This is a genomic window from Bordetella ansorpii (assembly GCF_900078705.1).
Taxonomy (GTDB): Bacteria; Pseudomonadota; Gammaproteobacteria; order Burkholderiales; family Burkholderiaceae_B; genus Bordetella; species Bordetella ansorpii_A.
Genome location: NZ_FKIF01000007.1, coordinates 25,110 through 44,330, shown reverse-complemented (window position 1 = coordinate 44,330; position 19,221 = coordinate 25,110). Strand labels below are relative to the sequence as shown.

At 67.6% G+C, this 19,221-nt stretch carries 17 protein-coding genes; 6 read left to right on the top strand and 11 right to left on the bottom strand.

The genetic code is table 11. The annotated features are described in order from the left end of the window. Positions 1-137: 137 nt before the first annotated feature. Positions 138-1,040 carry a LysR family transcriptional regulator gene (locus A6745_RS15850; RefSeq protein WP_066129046.1) on the bottom strand — a complete coding sequence of 301 codons (903 nt, stop codon included), beginning with the start codon at positions 1,038-1,040 and terminating at the stop codon, positions 138-140. Positions 1,041-1,397: 357 nt separating this feature from the next. Here A6745_RS15850 and A6745_RS15845 point away from each other — a divergent pair, with 357 nt between their 5' ends. Together A6745_RS15845 and A6745_RS15840 are read left to right on the top strand one after the other, a co-directional pair. Next, positions 1,398-2,450, top strand: coding sequence for a Bug family tripartite tricarboxylate transporter substrate binding protein (locus A6745_RS15845; protein ID WP_082853106.1), 1,053 nt, complete (start codon positions 1,398-1,400; stop codon positions 2,448-2,450). Positions 2,451-2,471: 21 nt separating this feature from the next. After that, positions 2,472-3,476, top strand: a complete 1,005-nt coding sequence (locus A6745_RS15840; protein ID WP_066129040.1) for a Bug family tripartite tricarboxylate transporter substrate binding protein — start codon at positions 2,472-2,474, stop codon at positions 3,474-3,476. 3 nt (positions 3,477-3,479) lie between these two features. On the opposite strand, the gene A6745_RS15835 is transcribed toward A6745_RS15840, so the two are convergent. The 9 genes from A6745_RS15835 to A6745_RS15795 form a co-directional block, all read right to left on the bottom strand. After that, the gene (locus A6745_RS15835) at positions 3,480-4,160 is read right to left on the bottom strand and encodes a TetR/AcrR family transcriptional regulator (protein ID WP_066129037.1); all 681 of its coding nucleotides are present in this window, start codon (positions 4,158-4,160) and stop codon (positions 3,480-3,482) included. After that, positions 4,157-5,758, bottom strand: coding sequence for an efflux transporter outer membrane subunit (locus A6745_RS15830; RefSeq protein WP_066129033.1), 1,602 nt, complete (start codon positions 5,756-5,758; stop codon positions 4,157-4,159). The genes A6745_RS15835 and A6745_RS15830 overlap by 4 nt, the downstream gene beginning before the upstream one ends. Positions 5,759-5,769: 11 nt before the next feature. Beyond that, positions 5,770-7,359, bottom strand: a complete 1,590-nt coding sequence (locus A6745_RS15825; RefSeq protein WP_066129030.1) for a DHA2 family efflux MFS transporter permease subunit — start codon at positions 7,357-7,359, stop codon at positions 5,770-5,772. 88 nt (positions 7,360-7,447) lie between these two features. Next, positions 7,448-8,644, bottom strand: coding sequence for an HlyD family secretion protein (locus A6745_RS15820; RefSeq protein ID WP_082853105.1), 1,197 nt, complete (start codon positions 8,642-8,644; stop codon positions 7,448-7,450). Positions 8,645-8,836: 192 nt separating this feature from the next. Beyond that, positions 8,837-9,607 (bottom strand): GGDEF domain-containing protein, encoded by a 771-nt coding sequence (locus tag A6745_RS15815; protein WP_066129027.1) that lies wholly within the window; start codon positions 9,605-9,607, stop codon positions 8,837-8,839. Between the two features lie 8 nt (positions 9,608-9,615). After that, on the bottom strand, positions 9,616-10,005 hold the full coding sequence (locus A6745_RS15810) for a DUF1987 domain-containing protein (protein ID WP_066129023.1): 390 nt from the start codon (positions 10,003-10,005) through the stop codon (positions 9,616-9,618). Positions 10,006-10,025: 20 nt separating this feature from the next. Beyond that, entirely contained in the window at positions 10,026-10,589 is a 564-nt protein-coding gene (locus tag A6745_RS15805) for a SiaB family protein kinase (protein ID WP_156513463.1), read from the bottom strand. Positions 10,590-10,594: 5 nt separating this feature from the next. Next, the gene (locus A6745_RS15800; RefSeq protein WP_066129016.1) at positions 10,595-11,836 is read right to left on the bottom strand and encodes a SpoIIE family protein phosphatase; all 1,242 of its coding nucleotides are present in this window, start codon (positions 11,834-11,836) and stop codon (positions 10,595-10,597) included. A 467-nt stretch (positions 11,837-12,303) separates the two neighbouring features. Further along, on the bottom strand, positions 12,304-14,784 hold the full coding sequence (locus A6745_RS15795; RefSeq protein WP_066129012.1) for a penicillin acylase family protein: 2,481 nt from the start codon (positions 14,782-14,784) through the stop codon (positions 12,304-12,306). A gap of 307 nt (positions 14,785-15,091) precedes the next feature. Between A6745_RS15795 and A6745_RS15790 the strand changes: the two genes are divergently transcribed. The 4 genes from A6745_RS15790 to A6745_RS15775 all read left to right on the top strand — a co-directional run bounded on the left by A6745_RS15790 (position 15,092) and on the right by A6745_RS15775 (position 18,062). Then, positions 15,092-15,775: a DUF2242 domain-containing protein gene (locus A6745_RS15790; protein ID WP_066129009.1), complete on the top strand. Its 684-nt coding sequence runs from the start codon at positions 15,092-15,094 to the stop codon at positions 15,773-15,775. 254 nt (positions 15,776-16,029) lie between these two features. Then, entirely contained in the window at positions 16,030-16,470 is a 441-nt protein-coding gene (locus A6745_RS15785) for a type VI secretion system amidase effector protein Tae4 (RefSeq protein WP_231886030.1), read from the top strand. Beyond that, a complete protein-coding gene (locus tag A6745_RS15780; protein ID WP_197488172.1) occupies positions 16,467-16,889 on the top strand; it encodes a T6SS amidase immunity protein Tai4 family protein in 423 nt (140 codons plus the stop codon). Before A6745_RS15785 ends, A6745_RS15780 begins: the two co-directional genes overlap by 4 nt. Positions 16,890-17,162: 273 nt before the next feature. Beyond that, positions 17,163-18,062, top strand: coding sequence for a DUF72 domain-containing protein (locus A6745_RS15775; protein ID WP_066131272.1), 900 nt, complete (start codon positions 17,163-17,165; stop codon positions 18,060-18,062). On the opposite strand, the gene A6745_RS15770 is transcribed toward A6745_RS15775, so the two are convergent. Next, positions 17,989-19,197: a hybrid sensor histidine kinase/response regulator gene (locus A6745_RS15770; RefSeq protein ID WP_066129003.1), complete on the bottom strand. Its 1,209-nt coding sequence runs from the start codon at positions 19,195-19,197 to the stop codon at positions 17,989-17,991. The two genes, A6745_RS15775 and A6745_RS15770, sit on opposite strands and share 74 nt — an antisense overlap. Positions 19,198-19,221: the final 24 nt, after the last annotated feature.

The window sequence follows — 19,221 nt, the reverse complement described above, 5'->3', positions numbered from 1 at the left end:
ACACGGCGCGCGGGGAATGTGGACTGCGATGGGGGCAGTTTATTGGTTCTGTGATTTTGAATCAAGTTATGTTTGATTCAATTTTTGTGTCGATATTGCCGGCGGTCGCGAGGCCCCCTCGATGTTGGGGCGGGGCGTCACCGCCGCCGGCCGGTGGTACGGGATCGGTTCGAGAAGTAGGATTTCACGGCGTTGGTGAAGCGGTGGCGCGCATGCTGGCGGCGTTCCAGCAGGCCCACGTGCCGGTGCACCTCCACGCCGGGCAGCGGGATCACCCGCAACGCCCGGTCGCGGTGCCAGGCCACGTTGGCCAGTTGGGGCACGATGGAGATGCCCATCCCCTGGCGCACCAGTTCGACGATGGCTTCCACCGAGTTCAGCTCCATGCCCACCTGCACCGCGGCGCCGCATTGCCGCACCGCCTCGTCCACCAGATAGCCCGTCCAGGTGCCATGGTCGAACCGCAGGAACGGCGCGCTGCGCAGCGCATCCACCGGATCGGTCGGCAACGTGAAGTGCGGCTGGCGCGGCACGACCAATACCAGCGGCTCGCTGTAGAGCGGGGTCCAGACCATCATGCTGGGCAGCGCGCGCGGCGGCTGCGTCACCACCGCGGCATCCAGCTCGCCCGCCTCGACCCGCTGCGCGAAGTCGCTGGACATGCCCGCGTACAGGCGCACGTCCAGCCGCGGGTGGTCGCGCTTCAGGCTCCAGAGCGCGTCGGAAAAGGCACCCATCAGCGCCGAGACCAGCGCGCCCATCACCACCGAGCCCGACAGCCCGTCGGCTTCTCCGGCATCGGCCAGGTCTTCGTAATCCCGCACCAGCTCCTGGATCTGCGGCAGCAGCCTGCGCGCCGAGGGATTGAGCACGGCGGCGCGCGCGCCACGGTCGAACAGTTGGCAGCGCAGCTCGGTCTCCAGCGCGCGGATCTGCAGGCCCACCGCCGCGGGCGTCAGGCCGATGTGCTTGCCGGCGGCGGCGAACGAGCCGTGGCGCGCCACGGCAAGAAAGGTCTTGAGGGTACGGATGGACGACATGGCGCGGCTCCTCTTCGGGATGGCCTTGGACCCGTGCCATGGATTCCCCCGGCGCCGGATGGCGATGGCGGAATTTGTCTCCTGTGCGGGCGCCGTTCGTAAAGTTTTGCTTTCGCTCACGCCGAAAAATACTCGCTTTGCAAAGCCTGTTCAATCACCAATACTTTTTCACGCACGCCGCGCCACGAGACGCGGCGGCGCCGCCCACACGGCCCGCGGGCGTCGCACGGCCCATCCGTGCGACATGGCGCATGCCAGCCCCCCGCGCATTCACGCCATCCGCTTTCCCGCATCCGCGCAGCACACGCAGCCGCACCCAGACGCGGCGCGCTCTCAAGAACATCAACGGAGACAAGCATGCATCGCACACCAGGCTGTACTCGTCCACTTTCCGACTCATCCGCCGCCCTGCCGGCGCGCGCCCGGCCCCGGCGCGCGCTGCTGATCAGGAGCCTGGCGCTGGCCCTGGCCATGGCGGGGGCCTGTCTGGGCGCCGTGCCCGCGCGGGCCGCGGACTGGCCCGACAAACCGGTGCGCGTGATCGTGCCCTTCACGGCGGGCGGCGCCACCGACAGCATCGCGCGCGCCGTCAGCCAGCGCCTGGGCGCGATCTGGAAACAGAGCGTGGTGGTCGAGAACAAGCCCGGCGCGGGCGGCCTGGTGGGCGCGGAGAGCGTGGCGCGCGCCGACCCCGACGGCTACACGCTGCTGCTGGCCTCGGGCTCGATGTTCACCGTGAACCCGTTCATCTACTCGACCCTGCCCTACAGCCTGAAGGACTTCGCGCTGATCAGCAACGTGGCCACCGGCCCGATGGTGGTGGCGGTCAATCCCAGGCTGCCGGTGAAGGACCTGCAAGGCCTGGTCGACTACGTGAAGCAACGGCCGGGCAAGGTCAACTTCGGCTCGGCCGGCGTGGGCACGCAGACCCACATGGCCGCCGAGCAACTGGCCGACGTGGCCGGGCTGAACGCCATCCACGTGCCCTACAAGGGCGAAAGCGCGGCCTATGCCGACCTGATGGCCGGCCACATCGATTTCGTGGTGGGCAACATCGCGGCGCTGGCCCCGCTGGTGTCCAGCGGCCGCGTGCGCGGGCTGGCCGTCACGGGCGCCACCCGCTCCGCCATGCTGCCCGACCTGCCGACCGCCGCCGAGGCCGGCCTGCCCAAGCTGCATTCGCAGGGCTGGTTCGCCTTGATGGCGCCCGCTGCCACGCCCAAGGACGTGGTCGCCAGGATCCAGCACGACGTCGGCCAGGCGCTGGCCAACGCCGACACGCGCAAGGCGCTGGAAGCCCAGGGCAGCAGCGCCGCGCCCAGCTCGCCGCAGCAACTGGCGCAGACCATCAGCACCGAATCGGTCATGTGGAAGGCCGTGGTCAGCCGCCGCAACCTGAAGGCCAACTGAGCCGCGCACCGGAGAGCCCCCATGCACAGCCCCGCCCTCCCGGCACGGCTGCGACCCGCGCTGCGCGCGCTGGCGCTGGCCCTGCCGCTGTCCTGCCCGGCCATCGTCCTGGCCGACGCCTATCCCTCCCGGCCCATCACCGTGGTCGTGCCCTTTTCGGCCGGCGGCGATGCCGACATGGCCGCCCGCAACCTGTCCGCGCACCTGCGCGGCGTCTACCGGGAACCCCTGGTCGTCGTGAACAAGGGCGGCGCCAATGGCGCGGTCGGCTCGCAGTTCGTGCGCGAGGCCGCGGCCGACGGCTACACGCTGCTGCTGGCCCGCGTAGGGTCGCAGGCCGTGCTGCCCGCGCTGCAGCCCAGCCTGGGCTACCGCTGGGACGACTTCACCATCCTGGGCCTGCTGGAATTGAATCCCATGGCCTGCGTGGTGAATGCCAGCTCGCCGTATCGCACGCTGGCGGACCTGCTCGCCGCGATCAAGGCCCGGCCCGGCAAGCTGAACTACAGCACCTCGGGCCCGGCCACCGTGCTGAACCTGGCCGCGCAGGCGCTGCTGTCGTCATCCGGGCTGCCCCGCAGCGCCGCCGTGGAGATTCCGTACAAGGGCGGCGCGGACGCGACCACGGCGGTGCTGGCCGGCGAAGTGGACTTCACGTGCAACAACGTCACGTCGCTGGTCGGCCCCGTCAAGGGCGGCAAGCTCAGGGCGTTGGTGGCGACCTCGCCCGAGCGCCTGAAGGACTTGCCCGGTGCGCCGACCGCGCGCGAGGCCGGCGTCCCCGCGCTGGAGGCGGTCAGCGGCTGGAGCGCGCTGTATGGGCCGAAGGGCCTGTCCGCGCCGGTGCGCGCCTCGTGGGCCAAGGCGTTGGACACGCTGCGGCAGACCGCGCCGTGGCGCGCCTCCGTCGAAAGCATGGGGTCCATCCCCCGCCTGATGCCCGCCGACCAGACGCGCACGTTCGTCGGCGAACAGGTGCGGTTCTACCAGGAGTTGGGCAGGACGATCGGCCTGAAGCTGGATTGACAGTCACCTCGGGGCGGAACCCCGAGGGTCGAGGGATCGGCTCTGGCCCGGCGGCCATGGGTGCCACGCCCGCATGAACGCGTCCACGCTGTTCTCGACATGCCTCGCCATATCCGCCTGCAGGACTTCCGCCGCCTCGTGGTCGAACAGCATCGTCATCACCATATCGCCGCGCATCATGGCCAGCAGCATGCGGCTGGCGGCGCCGGGATCCGGGCAGGACAGCTCGCCCGTTCGCACGCCATCCGCGACGATCTCCGCGACCAGGTTCCGCAGCGGCGCACGCATGTCCGACTCGATCGCCCGCCCGATCTCGGGAAACCGCAAGGTGGCCGCGATCACCATGCGGAAGAACGCGATGTGCTCGGGCGTGCTGTAGCCGCAGATGGCGGTACGCCCGAACTGCAGCAGTTTCTCCCTGGTGGATCGGGTCGGGTCGCGGCCGATGTCGGCCACCGCCTGGTGCAGCCGTTGCTTCTCGTCGAGGATCACGGCCAGGAACACCTGTGCCTTGGCGGGATAGTAGGCGTACAGCGTGGCCTTGGAGACGTCCGCGCGGGAAGCGATCATGTTCATGGTCGTGGCGTCGAAGCCATGCGCCAGGAACAGTTCGCGGGCGGCGGCGACCACCTGGCCCTGCTTGCGGCCCACGCCGGCCTGGTGTGCGGGAGCCTCATGCGTCATTGCGGCGTTTCCGGCGGCGGCGCGCCCTGCCCCGCATTGCCCACGGTGCCTACCGGCGGCGGCGCGGATCGGGCGCGCGCATCGTCCTGCCAGCCCCCGCCCAAGGCCTTGTACACCGCCACCAGGTCGGTGGTGACCTGCAGGTTGGATCGCACCCAGGACTGCCGGGCCTGCTGCGCGCGCGTCTGCGCCGACAGCACGTCCAGGAAACTGCCCAGCCCGGCGCGATACGCATCCAGGGCCAGCCCGTGCGCGCGCTCGGCTTCGTCCACGGCGCGCTGCAGGGCCGCGCGTTGCGTCTGGTCGCTGCGATAGGCCACCAGCGCGTTCTCCACATCGCGCAACGCATCCAGCACGGTCTGCCGGTAATTCAGCGCGGCCTGCGCCTGCTGCGCGCGCGCCAGGCGCACGTTGGCGACCAGCCGGCCGCCCTGGAACAGCGGCAGCGACACGCTCGGCCCGACCGACCAGAAGCGGCTGGCCCAACGGCCCAGATAATCCGCATCGGTCGCCCGGCTGCCGAACTGGCCCGACAGCGAGAGGTCGGGGAACATCTGCGCCATGGATGCGCCGATCTGCGCGGTGGCCGCATGCAGGGCGGCTTCGGCCTGGCGCACGTCGGGACGGCGGCGCGCCAGCGACGCCGGCAGACCCACCGGAACCTCGGGCGGCACGGCGGGCACCGCCGCGGGCGCGGCCAGCTCATGGTCCAGCGCGCCGGGCGGCTGGCCCAGCAGCACCGCCAGGCCGTTGCGCGCCTGCTGCGCCTGGACATCGGTCGCCGGCAGTTGGGACTCCAGTTGCGCGACCTGCCCCGCCTGGCTGGCGACATCCCGCTCGCTGGCCAACCCCGATTGCTGGCGGCTGCGCGTCAGTTCCAGCGTCTGGCGCGCGCTGTCCAACTGACTGTCCAGCACCTGCCGCTGCGCCTGCGCGCCACGCAGTTGCGCATAGATCTGCGCCACCTCCGCCTGCAGGCTGACCAGCGCGTCGTTGCGGCTCTCCACCGCTTGCTGAGTCTGGGCCTCGCTGGCTTCGGCGGCACGCCGCACGCGACCGAACAGGTCGAGTTCCCACGAGGCATCGAATCCCACCTGGAACAGGCCCGTCGGCCGGTTCAGCGAATCCAGCGCGCCATCGACCTGGCCGGCGTTCTCGTCGCCGACCGCCTGCTTGATCTTGCCGCTGGCGTCCTGCGACTGCAGGATGCCCTTCAGCCCGAGCAATTGGCGGTTATAGCTGGCCGTGGCGCTGATGCTGGGCAGGCCCGCCGCCTGCGCCGCCTGAGTCTGCGCCCGCCCCTGCGCGATGCGCAGCACCGCCATGCGCAGCGTCAGATTGCCGGCCACGGCACGCTCGATCAGGCTGTCCAGCACGGGATCGCCGAAGCCCCGCCACCAGCGCGGGTCCGGTTCGGACTGCATGGTCACGCGCGACGGCGCGTCCGGCTGCCGGCCTTCCTGCCGCGCCGCCTCGCCATACTGCGCGGGCGCCTGGGGATCGGGCGGCTGGAAGTCGGGTCCGACCGTGCAGCCGGCCGCCAGCACGGCCAGACCGATGACGGCCCATCGAAACGGAATCGGGCGTAGAGAGGTCATGTCGTCGTGGCTCAATGTCCGGGCGCGCCGCCCGAACTCTTCACGTTGGAAAACAGCAGCGTCAGCGGCACGAAGCAGAAGGCCAGGATGGCGCAATACGCAAAGATGTCCTGATAGGCCTGGAACGTCGCCTGGTTGATCAGCGTGCGGTACATCTGTCCGGCCGCGGCCTGCGTGGCGTCGCCCGCCACATGCGCGTAATCCTGGATCGAGCGCGCCATTCGCTGCAGCGTCTCCTGGAAAGACGGGTCATACGGCGAGAGGTGCTCCGACAGATAGGCCTGCCTCACCTGGGTGCGGTCGCGCAGCAGCGCCGAGGACATGGCGATGCCGACCGACCCCGCGATGTTGCGGAACATGGTGAACAGCGCCGTCCCATCGCCGTTCAGGCGTTGCGGCAAGGTGATGTAGGCCAGCGTCGTCACCGGCACGAACAGCAGGCCGATGCCCAGCGATTGGGTGGCGCGCATGGTGGCCAGCGTCCGGTAGTCGATATTGGGCGCCAGCCCGTGCGAATACACCATCGACAGGCCCAGCAGCAGGAATCCGAAGGCCACCAGGAACCGCGTCTGCACGTGCGGCATGAGCTTGCTGATGACGGGGATGACGAAAATGATGATGGCCGCGCCGGGTGTCAGCACCAGTCCCGCCCACATGGCCGTGTAGCCCAGTTGCTGCTGCGCCAGCTGCGGAATCAGCACCGCGCTGCCGTACAGCACCGTGGCGAAGCCGAAGATGCACGCGCAGGCCAGCGCGAAGTTCCGGTCTTTCAGCGCGCGCAGATCCACCACGGGCCGCTTGGCGTACAGCAGCCAGTACACCGCGCCCACCAGCCCCACGGCCGTCAGCACCGCCGAGACGCGGATCACATCGGACGACAGCCAATCCAGGTTCTCGCCGCGGTCCAGCGTCACCTCCAGGCAGCCCAGGCCCAGCGCGATCAGGCCGATGCCGATGTAGTCGATGCGCAGCGATCCGCGCCCGGCCTGTTTCTCCCAGGGCGGGTCCTCCAGGAACTGCATCACCGCCAGCGTGGTGACCACGCCGACCGGCACATTGATCAGGAATACCCAGCGCCATGAGAACGTATCGGTGATCCACCCGCCCAGCGTCGGCCCGAAGATCGGGGCCACGATGATGGCGACCGCGGAAACCGAGAAAGCCTTGCCCCGGTCTTCCGGCGGAAAGTAATCCAGCAGGATGGCCTGCTGGTTGGGCTGCAGGCCACCGCCGAAGAAGCCTTGCAGCAGGCGGAACAGGATCAGTTGCCACAATTCGGTGGCGATGCCGCACAGGAACGAGCACACCGTGAACATCACGATGCACAACAGGAAATAGCGCTTGCGGCCCATCAGCCGCCCCAGGAAGGCCGAGATGGGCAACACGATGCTGTTGGCGACCAGATACGAGGTCAGCGCCCAGGTGGACTCATCGTAGCTGGCCGACATGGTGCCGGCGATATGCGGCAAGGCCACGTTGACGATGGTGGTGTCGAGCACCTCCATGAAGGCCGCCAGCGTGACGATGACCGCCACCGCCCAGGGATTCGCGCGGGGCGTCCAGCCGAGCTGCCCGCCGACAGCGCCCGCGGCCCGCGTCATGCGGCCTCCCTGGCCGCACGCCGGGAGGTCATGATCGCGGCGCCGCCCGCGACTCGCGCGGCCGGGCGCTTGGCGCGGCGGGCGCCGCTCATTTCACCACCACGGTCGGCACCACGGACAGGCCCAGCGGCAGCGCCTGCCCGGGATCCAGCCCGCTGTCGATCACGATCTTCACCGGCACGCGCTGCACGATCTTCACGAAATTGCCAGTGGCATTCTCGGCGGGGAACGCCGAGAAACGCGAACCGGAACCCTGCTGGATGCTTTCCACATGACCCGACAGTTCCAGGTCGGGGTAGGCGTCGATGGCGATGTCGACCTTGTCGCCGGGATTCATGCGCCCCAGCTGAGACTCCTTGAAATTCGCCACGATCCACCGCTGCGGCGTCACCAGCGTGAACAGCGCCGACCCCGGTTGCACGAAGCTGCCCAGTTGCACGTTGCGGCGCGTCACCCAACCGTCGCTGGGCGCGCGCAGTTCGGTCCGGGACAAGTCCAGCTCGGCCTGCGCGGTCTGCGCGCGCGCCTGGTCCAGTTGCCTGGCGCGCTGCTCGACCACCGTGCGGGCCTGGTCGATCTGCAATGGCGACTGCGACGCGATGCGCACCTGGGCCTGAGCCGACTGCACGGCCGCCCGGGCGTCGCGCAGTTGGGCATCCGCGGCGTCGATGCTTTCCTGCGTGGTCGCCCGCGCATCGACGCGGCGCTGGCGCTGGTACGACTGCTGGGCACGCTTGAGGGCCGCCTGTGCCTGCATCTCCTGCGCGCGGGCCTGTTCGAGTTGGGCGGGGTACTGTGTCTGCGCCAGCGCCAGTTGCACCTTGGCCTGCTCGTACTGCGCGGCGGCCAGGCCCTCCTGCGCGCGCGCGGTGTCACGCCGGGTGACGTAGTCGCGCGGGTCGATGCGCAAGAGCAGGTCGCCCTTGTGCACGAAGGCATTGTCGCGGACTTGCAGATCCTGCACGTAGCCGCCGACCTGCGTCGCCATGCTGACGGCGTCGCCTTCGGTATAGGCGTCATCGGTGGATTCCTGGTTGCGCGTGAGGAACCACCACACCAGCGCCACCAGCACGATGACCAGCACCACGGCGATCAGGATGATCAACGGCTTCTTGCCGGGCCGCTTGGGCGGATTCTCGCGTCCCTCTGCTCCGGCATCGCCGCCAGCGCCTTCGTCATCCTTGGGCCGTTCCGGCGCCGCCGAGGATGTCTTGCGCGCCTGCGCGGACGGGTCCGATGAGTCTGGTCGGGAATCGGAGGCGGGACGCTGGCTTTCCGTGGGCATTTCGGCTCACCAAATGAACTGAGACGTTCAGTCTATTTTTGGCGGGCTTACAGCAACCCTAAGACGCAGCCGGAACAGGCAACCACACGTAAAAGGACGAGCCTCGACCACGAGGCGCAACCAGGCGAAAATTCCGGGAAAGGAGAAAGCCGGCCGGGCCCCGCGCAACGGGTGGGCGGCCGGCGTGGTGCGTCAGGATCCCGCGCCCGGCGGCGCCGGCTGTGCGATCTCGACACAGTTGCGCCCATTGCGCTTGGCGGCGTAAAGCGCTTCGTCCGCCAGGCCATAGGCGGCATCGAAATCGGTGCCGCCCGTGTTGGCGCTGAGGCCGAAGCTGGCGGTGATCTGGCGATCGACCGGGGGTTCGAATCGGTGCTCGGCAATGGCGGCGCGCATGGCCTCGGCCAGTTCGACCGCCTGCTGCAACTGATAGCCTGGCAACACCACCGTGAACTCTTCGCCGCCGACGCGGCCGATGATGCCCTCGTCACCGACGATGCGGCGCAGGCAAGTGACGATGCCGAGGATGACCGAGTCACCCGCGGGATGGCCGAACTCGTCGTTGATGCGCTTGAAGTAGTCGATGTCGAGCACGACCATGACCGCGTCGCCCTCGGCCAGCGCCTTGGTGGCCAGTTCGATGACCGCGCTGCGGTTGAAGACGCCGGTCAGGGCATCGTGCGTGGCCCGGTATTCGAGTTGCTGGGCCAGGGCCTGCAACTGCATGTTCAACGCGTGCATTTCACGCTCGGCACGGTCGCTGCGGCCGATGAGCCGGCGGGTTTCACGCATCAGGCGCTCGAAGTGCCCGATCAACTCGCCCAGCGACTGCCGGTACTCCTGTCCACTGGCATCCGGGTTTTCGAAAGCGGAGCGGGCCTTGTCGAGCGCGTCGTTTTCGCTCTTGAAGAGATCCGGTGCGCCGTTCGTAGCGGCATCCTGGGAAGAACCAGAAGCTGGCATCGATATCCTTATCGTGCGGAAACCGGGCAGTCGGTGAACTCGATGGCCTGGAAGTCGGCTTGCAACTCTTCGCCGAACTCGAGGATCGTCTCGTCCTCGTCGTCGCGGTACCAGTTGAGCTTCACGCGGTTGCCGGATTGCGCGGCTTCGTCCAGCGCGTCGAAGATGCTGAACAGCATCTTGGTGCTGGAACTGTTGAAATAGGCCAGCGCCACGTCGGCGGTGATCGTCGCGCCATCGCAGCCGGCCAGGTAGGCGCGCAATTGCTCGATGATGGGCGTGTAGAAGGCGGCGGCGTTCTCGGGGTACGACTCGCCCTTCAGCGACAGCTGGTGTTGGTCGAAGCGGAAATCGACTTCGGGAGACGTTGCCGTAGCGGCGATATACAGATTGTCCATGGCTCGGGTCGTCGACTTGCTCAGATGATGGCTTTCAGGCAGAACAGCGTCGTGCCGGAATCGTCGGCACGCGGATGAAAGGCGAATTCGAGAGGGGCGCTGGCGTCTCGCGCCATGGTCAGGAACCCCAGTCCCGCCCCCTTGCTGTCTTCCGGGGTCTCGGCACGCAATGATACCTTGTATGCCTGCTTGATCTGTTCCAGCGACATGGTGCGCAGCGGCTCGAGCTTGTCGCGCAGCCCCGCGACGCCCGCCGTGGAGATCGGATTGACGCACAGCATCAGGTAGCGGTCGCCATCGGCGGTGATGCACACGGCCCCCTCGCGCAGCGCGCCGCTGTCGGGGCCGCCGGGCAGAAGCGCGTCGGATGAATAGTGAATGATGTTCTGCGACAGTTCAACGAACGACGAGAACAGCTTGCGCCGGGTCGGACCGCTGACGCCCGACACCTCGAGCTGCAGCTTCACGACCTCGGACATGGCCGCGATGATGCTGTGCGAAAAATAGCCCTTGTGATAGAAAATCACATTGCGACGCTGGGCCAGATCGAAGAATGCACTGTCCTGGCCTAGCAGATGCTCGATGGTCATCAATGTTCCTGAATGCGGGCACAAAATAGGGTGACGTCGTCGCGGCGAACCTGGACGCCTTGCCACTGCGCGAGGGCCTGCTTGAGCTTCTCGCCGATGTCGATGGCGGACGCGTCGCGGTGGGCGAGGATGACCTCGCAGGCGCGCCGTTTGCCGAAGGCGATCTTGCGGGGGCCCCCGATCTGGTCGGTCAGGCCGTCAGTGGTAATGAACATCAGGCTGCCCGGCGGCAACTCGGTACGGGTTTCGCTCCAGGCGTAGTCTTCGTGGCTGTCCACGTAGCCCACGCCCATGCGCTGGCCCGCCAGCGACTCGAACTTCTCGGCGCCGGGACGCAGGATGTGCACCGCGATGCGGGCGCCGGCGAAGCGCAGTTCGTGGCGCGCGGCATCGAACCAGAAGAAGGCCGCATCCAGGCCGTCATCGGATTCCGGGGTTTCGTCCACGCCGTGGACTTGGCCCAGCAGGCCCTTCACGCTGCGGTTGACCGCCGACAGCAGCGCGGCCGGGTCGCGCGGGCCGAGCTGTTCGAGCGCCTTGGACAGCGCCGACGAGGCGATCAGCGTCATGAAGGCGCCCGGCACGCCGTGGCCGGTGCAGTCTGCCACGGCGCCGAACCAACCGTCCGGGTGCGCCGCGAAATGGTAGAAATCGCCGCCGACCACGTCGCGCGGCTGCCAGACCAGGGTGGCGTCCTGCAGCGTGCCGGTCAGCGCCTCGCGCGAGACCCGCAGCATGGCGCGCTGGATCACGCTGGCGTACTCGATGCTCTGCATGATCTGGCGGTTTTTCTCGGCCTGCATGGCGGCCACCGCGCGCATGAGCTGCAGGCCGTTGCCCAGCCCCGCGAAGTGCCCCTCGCGCGTGACGATGAAGCCGTCGGCCAACGCCTTCTCGCCGAATTCGACCGTCTTGAAGGTGAGCTGCTCGATGCTCATGTTGGCATCGACGATGAGCGGCTCCTTGTCCATGAAGGCGATGCAGCTCTTCTTGTCGTAGAGCTCGCGGTGGAACGGCTTGCTCATCTGAGACAGGAAGATGTTGCGGTTGATCAGCCCGATGGGCCGCCCGCCCTCGACCACCGCCAGGCTGGTCATGTCGCGGCGAGACGAGAAGATCTCCATGACCGTGGAGTTGGTGCCCGACACGTCGATGGTGGGCATATCCTGGGACAGATCGCCTGCGCAGCGATGGTCTCCCGGCGTGTCGGGACGACGGAAAGGTGAAAGCGCTGCGTGCATACCCTGATCATCCGGCTGAATTACGCTGGATGCTAAGTCCTCGATATTTAGGCCATGTGACAGCCGATGGGTTTTGGCTACTGAATGATACATCTATGCAGGTGCCGGATACATGATTTAGTCCGAAATCCTGCGATTTCGGACTAAATCACCCCAATTCATTCGAAAATGGCGCGCTTGACAGCGATCAGGACCGCAGGCCGGCCTGTTATTGTTCGCGTTGCCCGCTGCGGGCCGCGCGCCTCGCGCCCTGCCGTGCCTGACCGCAAAAATCCGTACCTGCCCGCCCGGAATTATACCGGCCAGGCCTTCGCCTGCCACCTGTCCGCAAGTCCAATGTCGAGAATTTTGCGATAAGCCCCGCGTCGCCAGGCCGGACGGCCCCGGCCGCACGCATGTAACAGGGGCGGCGGCACCGGGCGGCCTGGACACGACGAGGCCGCGCCTGGCGCCGCCCCGTCCGGGCTTCAACGTGGCGCCGTGGCGCGGCCGCCCGATGGACGCAGCAGCAAGGTGTCGCCAGCCTCGCTCTCGACCTTGGCCCGGCTGAACGCCATCGGGAAGTATTCGCCGGTCGCCCAGCCCTCGAGCAGGTCCTTGTAGTGCGGGCTGCGCGGGTCGGCGGACTGGCCGGGCACGTTCTGCGCCATCGAATTGTCCCAGTTGGCCACGTCGATCACCTGCCGGTACGACGAACCACTGATCTGGCGGAAGTCGGACTTGCGGAAGGTGCCGCGGTGCACGGTATCGTTATCGCCGCCCACCGGATAGCGCGGCGTGCTGAACGCCTGGGCGGTCCGCGGATCGAGCAGCGGCGACAGCGAATGCTCGAACTGGATGTGATGCAGGCTGCCCCACTCCCAACGCGCCTGGTCATTGCCGACCTTGGCACGCAGCTTGGCCATGCCGTCGGCCAGGGCGGCCAGCAGCAACGCATCGCGGCCCTCCTGCGGCCGGGCGCCGAACGCGGGATCCGGGCTGGCAAGCTTCTCCATCACCTTCACCGTGGCCAGGGGGCCCATGATTTCGCGGCCGTTGGGCGGCACGTACAGCGCGCTGACGCGCGCCACGACCTCGGGCATCCAGAACTCGTACACCGTGGCGGCCTTCGAATCGGCATCCACCCGGCCGTCCCAGTCCTTCAGCAGGCCCAGCCCGTCGGCCACGCGCGGATCGGCGACGTTCAGGCCGCGAGCGTACTGCGCCATCTTGCGCGCCGGCAGCGACAGGTTGTCGTACTGCAGTTGCTGCGAGGTCTGCACCGTCGCGCCCTGCGCGCCGCTGAGCACCTCGCGGATGCGCAGCACGCGGTACGGATCGGCCCACGAACGGGCCGACATCTCCTTGTAGGGAAAGTCGTTGGGCAGGTTGTACGCGTTGGCGGTGGCGATGTAGCCCTCGGCCGGATTCTGGATGGCCGGCAAGGCGGTCGGGTTCAGGAAACCGTTCCATTCAAAGGTGCCATCGCCCGGCACGGGCAGCATGCCGGACCAGTCCTGGCGCGGACGGATCGGCGCGATGCTGCCGCCGAACCAGCCGATGTTGCCGTCCACGTCGGCATAGACCATGTTCTCACTGGGCGTGTAGTGGCGCTGCATGCCGGCCACGAACTCGTTCCAGTTCTGCGCCTGGTTCAGGCGCAGGCTGGCCAGGTAGGCGGCCGTGCCCGGAAACTCCAGGTACGCGGCGCGCAGCGCATAGGCTTTGTGATTGACCGGATCTTCATGGATGACCGGCCCGTGGCGCGTGAACTTGACCCGGGCCTGCACGCCTGCCTGGCCACGCACCGCGATCGGCTCGTCCACGCCGCGCATGTCCTCCCACGCCCCACGGTAGCGGTACTGGTTGGGATTGGCGGGGTTCGTGTCGTAGACGTACAGGTCTTCCTCGTCGGCGAAGGCGAAGATCGTCAGGCCGAAGGCGATGCGGTCGTTGTGGCCCATCGACACGCCCGGCAGCGACGGCTCGCCCGCGCCGATGATGTTCCAGCCCGGCGCATTCAGGTGCACCATGTAGCGCAGCGACGGCATGGTGATCGAGCGGTGCGGATCGCCCGCCAGGATCGGCTTGCCCGTGGCCGTGCGCTGGCCCGACAGCACCCAGTTGTTGCTCTCGTAGCGCGGCGCGGTCGGATCGAACTGCGGATCCAGCGCCGCCATGCGCGTGGACGACAGCGTTTGCGCCAGCTTGGCGCGGTCGGCCATGCCCAGCGGGCTGTTCGGGAAGTCGGCGGCGATGAACGCCTGGCCATCGCGGGCCAGGTTGTAGCTGGCCAGCACGTTCTTGTTGATCGGGCGCACGTCCAGGCCGGCCGGCACCTGCAGGGCGATGGGCGGTTCGAACACCCTGAGCGATTGCACGGCGTTCACGCCCACCGTGGCGATCTGCTGCGCCAGCTTCACCTCGTCCTTCACATTGCGGGTCAGGCCGTACAGGCGGATCAGCGAGGTGGTCGGGCTCCAGTAGCCCGGCTGCGTGCCCGTCATGCGGAACTCCTCGGGCATCTGGTCGGGATGCGCCTTGACCCAATCGACATAGGCGTTGATGCCGTCGGCGAACGAGGTCAGGATGGCCTTGCCACGTGGGTGATAGCTGGCGAACTCGGCTTCCAGGTCGCCGCGGTACAGGAACATGCGCGCGGCGCGGTCCTGTTCGACGAAGCGCGGGCCGAACTGCTCGGCCATCTTGCCCTCGCCCTGGCGGCGCCACAAGTCGAGCTGCCACAGGCGGTCGCGCGCGGCGGCGAAGCCCTGGGCGTAGAACAGGTCGTGTTCGTTCTGGGCGTAGATGTGCGACACGCCATGCTTGTCGCGCAGGATTTCCACGGGCTGCGTCAGCCCGGGCATGTCGATGGCGGCCTGTTCGCCGCCCCGGGTGGCGCAGCCGCCCAGGAACGCAACAAAACCCGCCGCCAGGCAGACGCCGGCGTACCGCTTCAGTGCATGCATGCTCTTTCTCCCTCCGAGGTGTTCTGGCGGACCGTTGTCGCCGGTGCGCAACCGGGCGCGGCGTGAAGCTTATGGGTGTGACGTGCCGCATCTGTTTGCCGCCACGCAGGACACTACGCGTTTTGCCCTCGAGCGGTTGTTTCTTCACGGGTTACAGGTGTGTTGATGCGCGTCGCCCCGGTGGGCGGATTCGTCAGGGCGGGCCTCGTCGCGGGGTTACAAACCTATTGCCGCGTATACGGATCGAAGCACGTCCCCGGCGCCCGGCTGATCGATACTGGCTTTTTCACCCGCCGCCAGGATGCTCATGAACAAAGCCTCTTTCGCCGCCCTGCCCTGCGCCGCCGCGCTCGCCGTACTGGCCGGCTGTTCATCGCCCAAGGCCGCCTACGAACAGGAGAACTTCGCGCAGAGCACCACCAACACGTTCTCGCGCAAGTACGACGCGCCGCCCGGACGCGCCTGCGACGCGGGCCGCCGCGCCCTGCTGAGCCAGGGCTACAACATCGACAAGACGCAGGCCGATATGGTGGCCGGCCACAAGAACTTCCAGGACGAGGACAAGGCCAACACACAGATCACCGTCACCATCAACTGCACCGCCGAAGGCGGCGGCGGCGGCAGGCAATCGCTGGTGTTCGCCAACGCGGTGCAGGACGACTTCTCGATGAAGAAGAGCGCCAGCTCGGCCAGCGTGGGCGTCAGCGTGCTGGGCGCCGTGTCGCTGCCCGTCGGTTCCAGCGACGATTCGCTGGTCAAGACCAGCAGCCTGACGGTGACGCGCGAAGCCTTCTACGGCGGGTTCTTCGATCTGCTGCAGCACTACCTGCCGCAGGCGCGGGAAGCCCCCGCCGCGCAGGCCGCCCAGCAACCCGCCGCGAATCCCGCGCAGGGCCAGGGCGCGCAGGCGGACGATGCGGCAGGCCCGGCCTCGCTTTCTCCCGCGAACACGGGGGTCACGCCACCAGCCAGGCCCGCTGGCGCCAACTGAGCGGAAGCTGACGCAAATACCCTGCCAATGTGTTCGGATGTAGAGGTGTGTTTCGAGGCCGTGCAATCGGCCCGGCGCGCTTTTTCCGCTGCTACCATGCGACGCGTACTCGCACTGGCAACAGACCGAGACTGCATCCAGCCGTAGTCCATGAGGATGTTCGCCAACGCGCCTTTCCCCTCAGATATTGAGTTGACATGGCTACCAGAAGACCCTCATTCAATAGTGCGTGGAGCGCATTCACGGCAGTCAACATGTCCGTGAAGCAGGTGGGGCAGAAGATCGGCGGGCAGGTCAAGGTGAACACCGAGATGACCACGGGCGGCTTCGAGAACGCCTGCCCCATCCGCATGAGCTACGTATTGAACGCCACCGGGTTTCCCATTCCGCGCAACCGGGCCTATGCCACCGTCAGCGGCGCGGACAATCGCCAGTACATGTATCGCGTCAACGACATGATGGCCTATCTGGAGCGCACGTTCGGCAAGCCGGACCTGACGGTCAAATCGCCCAAGCCATCGGATTTCGCCAACATGAAAGGCATCGTCGTGGTGCGCGGCCACGGCTGGAGCAATGCGCGCGGCCACGTCACGCTGTGGAACGGCACGTCGTGCTCGGACACCTGCCATTTCCTGTACGACCCGGAAAACGGCACGTTCACGCCCGACACCGCCGCCATCTGGAAGCTGCAATGAAGACCTTTCTTCCGGGCAGGACCGCCCTGCTGAAGGCCACGCTGTCGGCCGCCGGCGTGGGCGCGATGCTGGCGATGGCGCCGGCCCACGCGGCGGACACGCCGAAGGCCGGCCAGCCGCTGATCGACACGTACTCGCAGAAGACGCTGCTGAAGAACTGGGCTTTGAGCGTGTGCCTGGCCACGGTGGCCAAGCATCCGGAGGAACGCGACGATGCGAACAAGACCGCCAGCGCCTATATGGAATTCGGCCATCAGACGGTCGAAGACTACGACAAGTTGCGGAAGCTGGCGCAGTCGTTTGCCGCACGCACGTACGGCGGCTCGGTGGACAGCGAGTTCAACACGATGAAGTGCATCGACCTGCTCCACAGCAAGGAGCTGGACAAGCTGACGGGGTCGTTGGCCAAGCGGAAGTGATCCCATCGGCCGTCAACCCCCGCGCAGCGGGGCCGAGGGCGCTTGGTGGCACGCCCGAGCCGAGCGACTTGGCCGGCGCGCCCCTGGCTGACCCGCTGCGGCGGCCACAAGAACAAGACGCTCAAACAACGCACCCACGTTCAAAGCCCCCACGCGCACCCCGGCACGATGATTGCTGGCATGCCGATTACGTCGCCGGCCTTCCCGGCCAAACCGTCTGGAGGCGTCCTCCATGCAGCACACCCGCCCTCTCCCCCATTGCGCCCGCACGCCATGACCGACGCCGCCATCCGTATCGGGATCTCCGGCTGGCGTTACCCGCCATGGCGGGGCGTGTTCTACCCCGATGATCTGCCTCAAGCCGACGAACTGGCCTATGCCTCCCACCAGGTGCCCACCATCGAGATCAACGGCACCTTCTATTCCCTGCAACGGCCCGAGCGCTTCGCGCAATGGCGCGACGCCACGCCGCGCGGCTTCGTGTTCAGCGTGAAAGGCAGCCGGTACATCACGCATGTGAAGCGGCTGCGCGATCCGGAGCAAGCCCTGGCCCGCTTCTTCGCCAGCGGCGTATGCGAGCTGGGCGACAAGCTGGGGCCGTTCCTGTGGCAACTGCCGCCTTCGCTGCGATTCGATGCAGGCGTCACGCAAGCCTTCCTGAAGGCCCTGCCGCGCGATACCGCCGCCGCCGAGCGCCTGGCGCATCGTTTCGACGCGCGCGTGGCCGGGCATCCCATGCCGCCGGCGGGCAAGCGCCGCGCGCTGCGCCATGCCATGGAGGTGCGGCACGACAGCTTTGCCTGTCCGGAATTCGTGCAGATGCTGCGCCGCCACGGCGTGGCGCTGGTGACGGCCGACACGGCGGGCAAATGGCCGCTGATGGAGGACGTGACGGCGGACTTCGCCTATCTGCGCCTGCACGGCGATGAAATGCTGTACGCCAGCGGCTATACGCCGGACGCGCTGCGCGACTGGAAGCGGCGTATCGTGGCCTGGTCGCAGGGGCGCGAACCGCGTGGCGCGCGCCGGGCCGCGGGTCCCGCGAAGACGAAGACCGGGCCTCGCGACATCTATTGCTATTTCGACAACGACGTGAAGGTCAAGGCGCCGGGCGATGCGCGAGCGTTGGCGCGCCTGCTGCGGTTGCCCCTTGCGCCGGTTCCACCGGCCTGAGCCCCAGCGGATCGAGCCCACGCGTGCCGCCGGGCGGCACACGGCGCGGAATGGTGAAATGGAACTCGGTGCCCTGCGGCGCGGCGGAGTGCGCGCCGACCTGGCCGCCATGGGCCTCGACGAAACTCTTGACGATGTACAGACCCAGGCCCAGGCCCGGACCGCGTTCGGGGCTGCGCTGCTCCATCTCGCCCGAGCGGAACGGCTCGAACACGCCGTGCAACTGGTGCGGCGGAATCACGCCGCGGTTGCTGACGCGCACCGTGATGCGATCGGCATGGCTGCCATCGACCTCGAGCCAGATGGGCGAGCCTGCCTCGCCGTGCTGCAAGGCGTTGCCCAGCAGATTGGATACGACCTGGGCCAGGCGGTCTCCGTCGGCGTCGCCATGCACGTTGCCCCGCACCTCGAACTTCACGCGCTGCGGCGCGGTGGCGGCCAGTTCGTCGACGATGTGCGTGCACAGTTCGGCGTAGTCCGTCGGCGTGACCTGCAGCACCAGTCCATTGGAACGGATGCGCGCGACGTCGAGCAGTTGCTCGACCATCTTGGACATGCGCGAGGTGCTTTGCTGGATGCGCTGAGCCGCCGACAGCGCCATCGGATTCTCGGAGATCTTGACCAGGATCGCCGCCGCCGTCGTGACCGCCGACAAGGGGTTGCGCAGATCGTGGCCCAGTACGGCGGTGAACAGTTCGTTCAGGTGCAGCGCGCGGCGCAGCGCCTGCAACTGGCTGTCCAGCGTCACGCGCTGGGTGTAGAGCTCGACGAAGACGTTGACCTTGCTGCACAGCACGCGCGGATCGATCGGCTTGTACAGGAAATCGACCGCGCCGGCTTCGTAGCCGCGGAAGTAGTGATCGCGCTCCAGCGCGGCTGCGGTCAGGAAAATCAGCGGAATGTGACGGGTGCGTTCGCTGCCGCGGATCAGTTCGGCCAGTTCGAAGCCGTCCATCTGCGGCATCTGTACGTCGACCAGCGCCAACGCAACCTCTTCGGCCAGCAGTATCTCCAGTGCCTCAACGCCTGATGAAGCCTTGCGCACGACAAGGCCCGGGCGGGCAAGCACCGCCTCGATCGCAATCAGGTTCTGTTCCACGTCGTCGACGACGAGGATTTTGATGTCGGAGGACACTCCGCCGGCTCCCGCTATTGATGA